The following is a 9776-nucleotide window of genomic DNA, read 5'->3' as shown; positions in this document are numbered from 1 at the left end:
ATGTATCATTATGTTATATGACGGGGATCCTGCCAATCAAGAAATATGGAACCCATAGTGCTTTGAATATGTTTAAGGAAGTATCGATACTCAACCCAACACCACTGGAAGAGTTTATGGGCTTTACGGAAAAAGAAGTACAAGATTTATGTTTAAAATATGATATGGACTATGAAAAAATGAAAGACTGGTATGATGGATATAAAATGACAGGTGATTTATCAGTTTATAACCATCGTTCTGTTGTTTATGCTTTGATGGACAGAAAATATGAAAACTACTGGAGTGCAACCGAGACGTATGAAGCCCTAAGAGTGTATATCGATATGAATTATGACGGCTTAAAAGATGATATTGTGAAGTTGTTGGCAGGAGAGCATGTCGCTGTACAGACAACATCATTTCAAAATGATATGACAACATTTGATACAAAAGATGATGTCTTGACACTGCTGATACATCTAGGTTATTTAGGATATAACAGTTCCAATCAGACATGTTATATACCAAATAAAGAAGTTATTGATTCATTTGTTAATTCTATAAGAAGTTCTAACTGGAATGAAACAACAAAGGCGTTATTAAACAGTCGTGCCTTATTAGAAGCAACATGGAATAGAGATGAAGAATTAGTAGCTAAGTATATCGAAGAAGCACATTTAGATACAGCGATACTAACATATAATAATGAAAATGCGTTATCCTATACAATTTCGATTGCGTATATATATGCAAGAAATCATTATACGATAATAAGAGAGATGCCAAGTGGCAAAGGATATGCGGATATGGTATTTATTCCTAAAGATGATAAACCAGCGATGATAGTAGAGTTAAAATGGGATCATGAAGCAGAGACAGCGATAGATCAAATCAAAGAAAAGAAATATCCAAAGGGATTGGAAGAATATAGAGATAATTTACTGATAGTAGGAATCAGTTATGATAAAAAGACAAAAAAACATAGTTGTAGAATAGAAGAAGTAAATTAGAGATATAACATTTAAACTATTATACATTAACAAAAGTTTATATTTAAATTGGTAAAGCAGCTGGCATACTAAAGTGTGTTCAATTAAAAAAGTATTGATGAATAGTCAAATAAAAAAATGTTACAATAACTCTATGAAAGGAAGCGATAATCATGGGAATCTACTTAAATCCAGATAATGAAAAATATGCTGAAATGCTGCGAGGAGAAGTATTTGTTGATCATAGCTTATTGATAGAGAAAACAAATCATCTGATCCGTACGCCAAATAAGATGTTATGTGTTTCACGACCAAGGCGTTTTGGAAAGAGTACCGATGCCAATATGTTAGTAGCTTATTATTCTAAAGGCTGTGATTCATCACAAATATTCAATCGTTTAAAAATCAGTCAAACAGAGTTATATCAAAAGCACTTAAATCAGCATAATGTGATACATATCAATATGCAGGATTTTTTAAGTATTTCATCATCAATAAATGATATGGTTGAATTATTGAGTGAAGAGATTATTGAAGAGCTTGATGAATGTTTTAAAGTAAAAAATAATAGAAATATCTTATCTTTATATTTATTAAAAACATACAATCAAATAAAAGAAAAATTTATATTTGTTATCGATGAATGGGACTGTATCTTCAGAGAATACAAAAATAATAAAGAAGCCCAGAGTCAGTATTTGGATTTTTTAAGGAATCTGTTGAAAGACAAACCCTATGTATCATTATGTTATATGACGGGGATCCTGCCAATCAAGAAATATGGAACCCATAGTGCTTTGAATATGTTTAAGGAAGTATCGATACTCAACCCAACACCACTGGAAGAGTTTATGGGCTTTACGGAAAAAGAAGTACAAGATTTATGTTTAAAATATGATATGGACTATGAAAAAATGAAAGACTGGTATGATGGATATAAAATGACAGGTGATTTATCAGTTTATAACCATCGTTCTGTTGTTTATGCTTTGATGGACAGAAAATATGAAAACTACTGGAGTGCAACCGAGACGTATGAAGCCCTAAGAGTGTATATCGATATGAATTATGACGGCTTAAAAGATGATATTGTGAAGTTGTTGGCAGGAGAGCATGTCGCTGTACAGACAACATCATTTCAAAATGATATGACAACATTTGATACAAAAGATGATGTCTTGACACTGCTGATACATCTAGGTTATTTAGGATATAACAGTTCCAATCAGACATGTTATATACCAAATAAAGAAGTTATTGATTCATTTGTTAATTCTATAAGAAGTTCTAACTGGAATGAAACAACAAAGGCGTTATTAAACAGTCGTGCCTTATTAGAAGCAACATGGAATAGAGATGAAGAATTAGTAGCTAAGTATATCGAAGAAGCACATTTAGATACAGCGATACTAACATATAATAATGAAAATGCGTTATCCTATACAATTTCGATTGCGTATATATATGCAAGAAATCATTATACGATAATAAGAGAGATGCCAAGTGGCAAAGGATATGCGGATATGGTATTTATTCCTAAAGATGATAAACCAGCGATGATAGTAGAGTTAAAATGGGATCATGAAGCAGAGACAGCGATAGATCAAATCAAAGAAAAGAAATATCCAAAGGGATTGGAAGAATATAGAGATAATTTACTGATAGTAGGAATCAGTTATGATAAAAAGACAAAAAAACATAGTTGTAGAATAGAAGAAGTAAATTAGAGATATAACATTTAAACTATTATACATTAACAAAAGTTTATATTTAAATTGGTAAAGCAGCTGGCATACTAAAGTGTGTTCAATTAAAAAAGTATTGATGAATAGTCAAATAAAAAATGTTACAATAACTCTATGAAAGGAAGCGATAATCATGGGAATCTATTTAAATCCACAAAATACACTGTTTCAGAATATGAAGAATAGTGAAATATATGTAGACCATAGTTTAATGATTGAAAATATAAATAAAATTATCAACACAGAAAATAATAAATTATGCGTGTCACGACCAAGGCGTTTTGGAAAGAGTACCGATGCCAATATGCTGGTAGCTTATTATTCCAAAGGCTGTGATTCGTCAAATATTTTTAAAGATTTAAAAATCAGTCAAACAGAGTTATATCAAAAGCACTTAAATCAGCATAATGTGATACATATCAATATGCAGGATTTTTTAAGTAAAACACACGATATTGATAAGATGATTATTCTTCTAACGAAATTAATTTTTAGAGATATAAAAAAAGTTTATCAAGATATAGAATATTTTGATATTGATGATCTTATACAGGTTTTAGAAGATGTTTATGCTGAGGTAAATGAACGATTTATATTTGTTATCGATGAATGGGACTGTATCTTTAGAGAATATCAGGGAGATAAAAGAGCCCAAGAGAAGTATCTGGATTTTTTGAGAAATCTGTTAAAGGACAAACCATATGTATCATTATGTTATATGACGGGAATCCTGCCAATCAAGAAATATGGAACTCATAGTGCTTTGAATATGTTTGATGAAATTTCAATGGTTGATCCAGAACTTCTACCAGAATATATGGGTTTTACAGAAAAGGAAGTTGAAGAACTATGTCATCAGTATAATATCAGCTATGATGAAATGAAAGAATGGTATGATGGTTATCATTTGACAGATACGATATCAACATTTTCGCCAAGATCAGTTGTAGCATCGATCACAAGGAAAAAGTTTGGGAATTATTGGACATCAACCGAGACGTATGAAGCCTTAAGAGTGTATATCGATATGAATTATGACGGCTTAAAAGATGATATTGTGAAGTTGTTGGCAGGAGAGCATGTCGCTGTACAGACGACATCATTTCAAAATGATATGACAACATTTGATACAAAAGATGATGTCTTGACACTGCTGATACATCTAGGTTATCTAGGATATAACAGTTTCAATCAGACATGTTATATACCAAATAAAGAAGTTATTGATTCATTTGTTAATTCTATAAGAAGTTCTAACTGGAATGAAACAACAAAGGCGTTATTAAACAGCAGAGCCTTATTAGAAGCAACATGGAATAGAGATGAAGAATTAGTAGCTAAGTATATCGAAGAAGCGCATCTGGATACAGCGATACTAACATATAATAATGAAAATGCGTTATCCTATACAATTTCGATTGCGTATATGTATGCAAGAAATCATTATACGATAATAAGAGAGATGCCAAGTGGGAAAGGATATGCGGATATGGTGTTTATTCCTAAAGATGATAAACCAGCAATGATAGTAGAGTTAAAATGGGATCATGAAGCAGAGACAGCGATAGATCAAATCAAAGAAAAGAAATATCCAAAGGGATTGGAAGGGCATAGAGATAATTTACTGATAGTAGGAATCAGTTATGATAAAAAGACTAAAAAACATAGTTGTAGAATAGAAGAAGTAAATTAGAGATATAACATTTAAACTATTATACATTAACAAAAGTTTATATTTAAATTGGTAAAGCAGCTGTTACGGGAGTGTAAAATAAAGTGTGTAAGTAAGTAATATGTGTTATATTACTGCTACACACTTTTCTTATTATCAAAATTAAAAATACGGAGGTTAATGAAATATGGCAAGAATAAAAAGAGATCCAAAAACAGTAGCTTTGGCTCAACAAATTATTGATACTTATAATCCACAATCAGCACAGGATATGGATGAAGCTTTAAAAGATATTTTTGGACCATTATTTGAATCAATGCTTCAGGGAGAAATGAACAACCATCTTGGTTATGCATCTAACAGTAAAGAAGAAAAAAAGACATTAAACAGAAGAAATGGTTATTCTCCTAAAAAAATAAAAACATCAAGAGGAGAATTAGATATTAATATACCTAGAGACAGGGAGGCATCTTTTGAACCGCAAATTATTCCTAAGAGAACGAGAGATGTTTCGGACATTGAAAATAAAGTCATCTCAATGTATGCAAAAGGAATGTCTCAAAGAGATATATCAACCACAATTGAAGATATCTATGGATTTTCGGTTTCTCATGAAATGATTTCCGATATAACCGATGCTATCATTCCTGAACTGGAAAACTGGCAAAACCGACCACTATCTCAATGTTATGCATTCTTGTTTGTTGACTGTTTATATGTGACAGTAAGAAATGATTATGAGGTAAAGGAATATGCTGTATATGCTGTTTTAGGCTATGACATCAATGGAAACAAGGAAATACTGGGGTTATGGTTAAACGAGACAGAAAGCAAGCATAAATGGATGCAGATTTTTGATGAAATCAAAGCGAGAGGTGTGGAAGATGTTTTCTTTATATCTATGGATGGTGTTAGTGGACTTGAAGATGGTGCGAAAGCAATATTTCCCAATGTTGTGGTACAAAGATGTATTGTCCACCTTATAAGGAATTCTATTAAATATGTCCCAAGCAAGGATTATAAGCGATTTACACAATCATTGAAAAAAGTTTATGGAGCTCCTAGTTTAAAGGCGGCCAAAAACGCATTTGAAACATTCAAGAATGAGTGGAAACAATATCCGGGAGCAGTTGATGTATGGGAAAGGAACATTCATCATGTAGAACAGCTGTTTGATTATGGATCAGCCATCAGAAAAGTTATGTATACAACCAATGCAATTGAAAGTGTCAATTCAAGTTTTAGAAAGGTCATAAAAAAAGGAGCATTTCCAAATGAGACAGCGGTATTAAAAGTGTTATATTTAAGAGTTCTTGAATTATCGAAAAAATGGTCAGGTGGGCGTGTATCAAATTGGGCAATGGTTATGAATCAATTAATGATGGATGATAGATTTTCAACAAGAATCCAAAAATATTTAGAAAAATAAAATGACCTATATATACTCGATATAAGTCATTTCTATAGTTCTTTGACAATTTAATAAAATTACTTACACAAATTTCTTGACATTCCCGCTGTTTGTTACATTAAGATATATTTAATAAAAAATGAGATTCTTAAAATAATATAGGTTTTGATGACGCCGCTTCTGTTTATACTTGAAAAAGTACCATTCAATACCCTAGGGTCAAGAATGGTACTTTTAATATAATATGTTCAAACAACTATTTTATTTAATTATTATCTGTTTTCTTATATAGATCTCTTGGGTTACCTGGTTATTTATTTGTTTTTTTGATTTTAAATGTTGGTAAAGAGCTCTTATTGTTTTATATTCACAACACCTTTAAACTCATTGATGTTTAATGCCATCAACTAATTATAAAACCCATCATATTTTTTGATGTGTTTTCGTATATGTAATCTTCAATGAAGACAAGATAGTTTTCTTTCTGTTTATATACCTGTTTTAATATTGTATCGATTTTAAGTATTAGTTCTAATATTTGTGATTTATTTAAAGGATAACTTATTTTTTATTGTATCAAGGTAGGTTGTCTTCAATATCACTTTTTTAGTAATAGAAAGCTCTGGTACTTAAGAAGATAATATTCAACACTATCTTGGGCCCGTTTATACATGTTGTGAATTTTGACATTTTTGAGAGAGTTGTTTATATTTTAGTTGTTTTAATATTAGTAGGATTAAATAGTTTTATTATCACTACTATTTGATAAATGCTCAATTAAATCAATAATATCTGTTTCAAATGTCAGTGATGAACATTGTTCTATTGAAATTTCAATTCCTAACTCTTTTAAAAAAATAACCCTTTCCTGAGGTGATAATATAATAATGCGTTTACAAATTTCATTCATAATTTGTTTACTAGTTAACATAATGTTAACCTCCTTATCTACAAAGCATGTAAAAATATTTTAATAGTTTTTAAACAGCTATTTTAATCAATAATATGATATTTTTTCAACAAAGCAATTCTTTCATTACCTAAAACTACAGATTTTGTTATATCGAGATTACTATTTTTTCGACTACTGTTATAACGAATAAGAAATCTTAAAATTCGTTTTATCCATATATATGGTAATAAATATGGATGATCATATAAAACGGCATAACCAGCGCGTAGTTTTTTAGCTGATGGAAAAATAAGTTCCCGTAAAGGGATTTTTTTATGTTCTTTATTAATAATCCGTCTGGTGACTAAATTACTATAAATTCTTTCTTCACTTGAAAGTCCAAACACTCCGCTATCAAAGATATCTTCTAAAATATCATGATAATCTAAATTATCAATTAGTTGTATAGGATAGTTTATACTAATCATTGAAATATCAAAAAAATCTTCAAGAATACTATAAATACAATGAACAAACAAATTACCTTTAAAATCATTTGTTTTATGTAATAGTGCCGACCAGTCAATCGTACTATAATATTTTTGACTATACATTCCAATATCCATCAACTGTCTTAAACCAACACCATTATTAATAAAATGTTTAAAGCAATGACAAATCAAATAAAACAATTGATCATTTTCATTCATCACTTGTATCAAAACACTATTAATTTCTATTTCCATGCAATGATCAAAAATATCCTTAAAATAATCATTAAGAAAACCCAAATAAGTATCTTTACCAAATAATTGTAAATGAAGTTCAATATTTAAATCTGTTATTGGATCAACATAAGTAATAACTGGAATATTCTCATTGGCAACATCATTTATAACATGATAATTATTATCAATAAATATCTGATGCACCTTTTTAAAATCCTCTTTTTTAATAAAAATATCCTCATCACCAGATACGCGCCATTCTCTTTTTGAATATAATTCTCTTAAAACAATACCTTTAGTAACAATACAATTAATACCTGTTCTTCTTATTTCCTGATATATTTTCAAAAAAGCTTCACTTAATTGAATCTGTTTAATAACTAAAGAAACAGTTTCCTGTTTCCATTGATTTTTAAACAAATCCGGTAATTGTTTAAAAGAATCATTATTCTTAACGACTTCATATACAATTGGCGATAAATAATGCATTTTAGAAAAATCATGCAGCTTTTGCCACTGTTTATCAGTTAAAAAAGATATAGATTCCTCAAATTCATTATCATGCATATAACACGATATCATCTTCATAAATAATTCATTAATAATATTCATAATCTCACCTAATTCATATTTTTCTTATATAATATCACAAACTTTAAAAATATCTATAAAATATTAAAAAACTATATAATATAAAACAATACTCATTGATGCTTTATAACTAAATTAATTTTATGAAAAAAACAAAAATAAATTTTAATATTATTATTTTATGCGCTTTAAACATAAAACTTGCCTTTGGGTAATAGAAAGTTGTAAATCAAACAAATTATGATATAATTAAACTGATTAATAAAATTTGATGTTAGATGATATTTTAAGAGAAATTATCTGTTTATATATTGCATTTTTATTAATAAAACGTTATTATAAATGGAGATTATTGTAATGAAATTAAAAAAAGATCTTGTTTTACGTAAAGTGGCTGGAGAGAACATTGTTGTTCCAATCGGACGATTATCACAAGTATCGCCAATGATGGAAATTACAGATTCAACAGCCTGGCTATGGAATATTATGAAAAATGATGAATTCACAGAAGATTCATTAGTAGAAGCAGTGATGGGACATTTTTCTGGAGTGAGCGAAGAAATGGCAAGAAAAGATATCCAAGCTTTTTTAAAACTATTAGATAACAATTACATGTTGGACAATGGTCGACCATTACCAGCTACTGGCGCGGTTAAAATTGAACTTTCGCAAGAAGAAATCAAAAAGTTAGAAAAGGGTTCTAAAGAATAATGCAGAAGAATTTGTATGGTATGCTCAAATTAGCAAAGATGCAGCAAAAAGCATATGAAAATGCAATTCCCATTCATGCAACATTTGAAATAACGCCTCGATGTGGTTTTAATTGTCGGATGTGCTATGTACATCTACCTGTAGACAGAATATCTAAAGTTGGAGATGGTAGAGAGTTAACTGGTGATGAATGGTTAGAAATAGGTCGACAAGCCGTTGAAATGGGTGTTTTTTCCATTTGTATAACTGGGGGGGACCCAGTGTGCCATCCAGATTTTAAAAAAATATGGATTGGCTTATCACAAATGGGATTTTTACTTACACTGCAAACAAATGCTTCACAGCTTAGTGGTGATATCCTGGATGTATTAGAAGAATATCCGCCTGAAACAGTTAAAATAACTTTATATGGTTCAAATGATGAAGTTTATCAAGATGTTTGTTGTATTGAAAATGGTTTTACTAAAACAAATGCTGGAATTCAAGCTTTAAAAGATAGAAACATGAATATTCAGCTTGTAACAACATTTATCAAAAACAATAAAAAAGATATTCAAAATATTATGCAATATGCAAAAGAAAATAACTTACCGTGGTATTATAGTGCATCTTGTTATCCATCATTGAGAGGTGTTCAAAGTGAAGCAAAAAAATGTGCAATAGAAATATGGGATCCAGAAGGTATTGAACAAACTTCAAAACTATGGAATGAATTACCGCCATCCAATGATGATATACCGGCTAAAAGATGCTCAGGTTATCATAAAGAATTTAATATTACTTGGGATGGTAATATGAGATTCTGTTTGTTTTTAGATGAGCCACATATATCTGTTGTCAATCAATCACTTGAAGAATGCTGGAAAGAACTTTTAAATTATCAAGAAAAACTAAGATGGCCAGATGAATGCTATACATGTGAGTATAAAAAACAGTGTAAAAAATGTTTAGCTCATCTAGCATGTTTCAGTGGTGGGCTAAACAAATTAGATAAAGAATATTGTAAAAAGATAAAAGAAATGATTGATATAAGTAGAAAAGTTAAGGAGGAATAG

Annotated in this window: 8 protein-coding genes; 6 read left to right on the top strand and 2 right to left on the bottom strand. The window is 29.8% G+C overall.

Going from position 1 to position 9776, the window contains the following annotated elements; all coding sequences use genetic code 11:
* The 4 genes from OC535_RS14070 to OC535_RS14055 form a co-directional block, all read left to right on the top strand.
* Positions 1-992 (top strand): PD-(D/E)XK nuclease domain-containing protein (locus OC535_RS14070; protein ID WP_498824104.1); only part of this gene is annotated, 992 nt, incomplete at its 5' end.
* 152 nt (positions 993-1144) lie between these two features.
* Positions 1145-2698: an AAA family ATPase gene (locus OC535_RS14065; protein ID WP_498824103.1), complete on the top strand. Its 1554-nt coding sequence runs from the start codon at positions 1145-1147 to the stop codon at positions 2696-2698.
* A gap of 151 nt (positions 2699-2849) precedes the next feature.
* Positions 2850-4409: an AAA family ATPase gene (locus OC535_RS14060; protein WP_498824102.1), complete on the top strand. Its 1560-nt coding sequence runs from the start codon at positions 2850-2852 to the stop codon at positions 4407-4409.
* Between the two features lie 166 nt (positions 4410-4575).
* Positions 4576-5817 carry an IS256 family transposase gene (locus OC535_RS14055; RefSeq protein WP_498822983.1) on the top strand — a complete coding sequence of 414 codons (1242 nt, stop codon included), beginning with the start codon at positions 4576-4578 and terminating at the stop codon, positions 5815-5817.
* A 718-nt stretch (positions 5818-6535) separates the two neighbouring features.
* On the opposite strand, the gene OC535_RS14050 is transcribed toward OC535_RS14055, so the two are convergent.
* Both OC535_RS14050 and OC535_RS14045 read right to left on the bottom strand, forming a co-directional pair.
* Positions 6536-6730: a hypothetical protein gene (locus tag OC535_RS14050; RefSeq protein ID WP_024722767.1), complete on the bottom strand. Its 195-nt coding sequence runs from the start codon at positions 6728-6730 to the stop codon at positions 6536-6538.
* 62 nt (positions 6731-6792) lie between these two features.
* Positions 6793-8031 carry a nucleotidyltransferase domain-containing protein gene (locus tag OC535_RS14045; protein ID WP_498824101.1) on the bottom strand — a complete coding sequence of 413 codons (1239 nt, stop codon included), beginning with the start codon at positions 8029-8031 and terminating at the stop codon, positions 6793-6795.
* Between the two features lie 336 nt (positions 8032-8367).
* On the opposite strand from OC535_RS14045, the gene OC535_RS14040 reads away from it, so the two are divergent.
* Positions 8368-8721 (top strand): hypothetical protein, encoded by a 354-nt coding sequence (locus tag OC535_RS14040; protein WP_498824100.1) that lies wholly within the window; start codon positions 8368-8370, stop codon positions 8719-8721.
* Entirely contained in the window at positions 8721-9776 is a 1056-nt protein-coding gene (locus OC535_RS14035) for a radical SAM protein (protein ID WP_498824099.1), read from the top strand. The genes OC535_RS14040 and OC535_RS14035 overlap by 1 nt, the downstream gene beginning before the upstream one ends.

It is taken from the genome of Clostridium sp. Marseille-Q5894 (assembly GCF_946902305.1).
Classification (GTDB): domain Bacteria; phylum Bacillota_I; class Bacilli_A; order Erysipelotrichales; family Coprobacillaceae; genus Thomasclavelia.
This window is presented reverse-complemented; position numbering and strand designations above follow the sequence as displayed.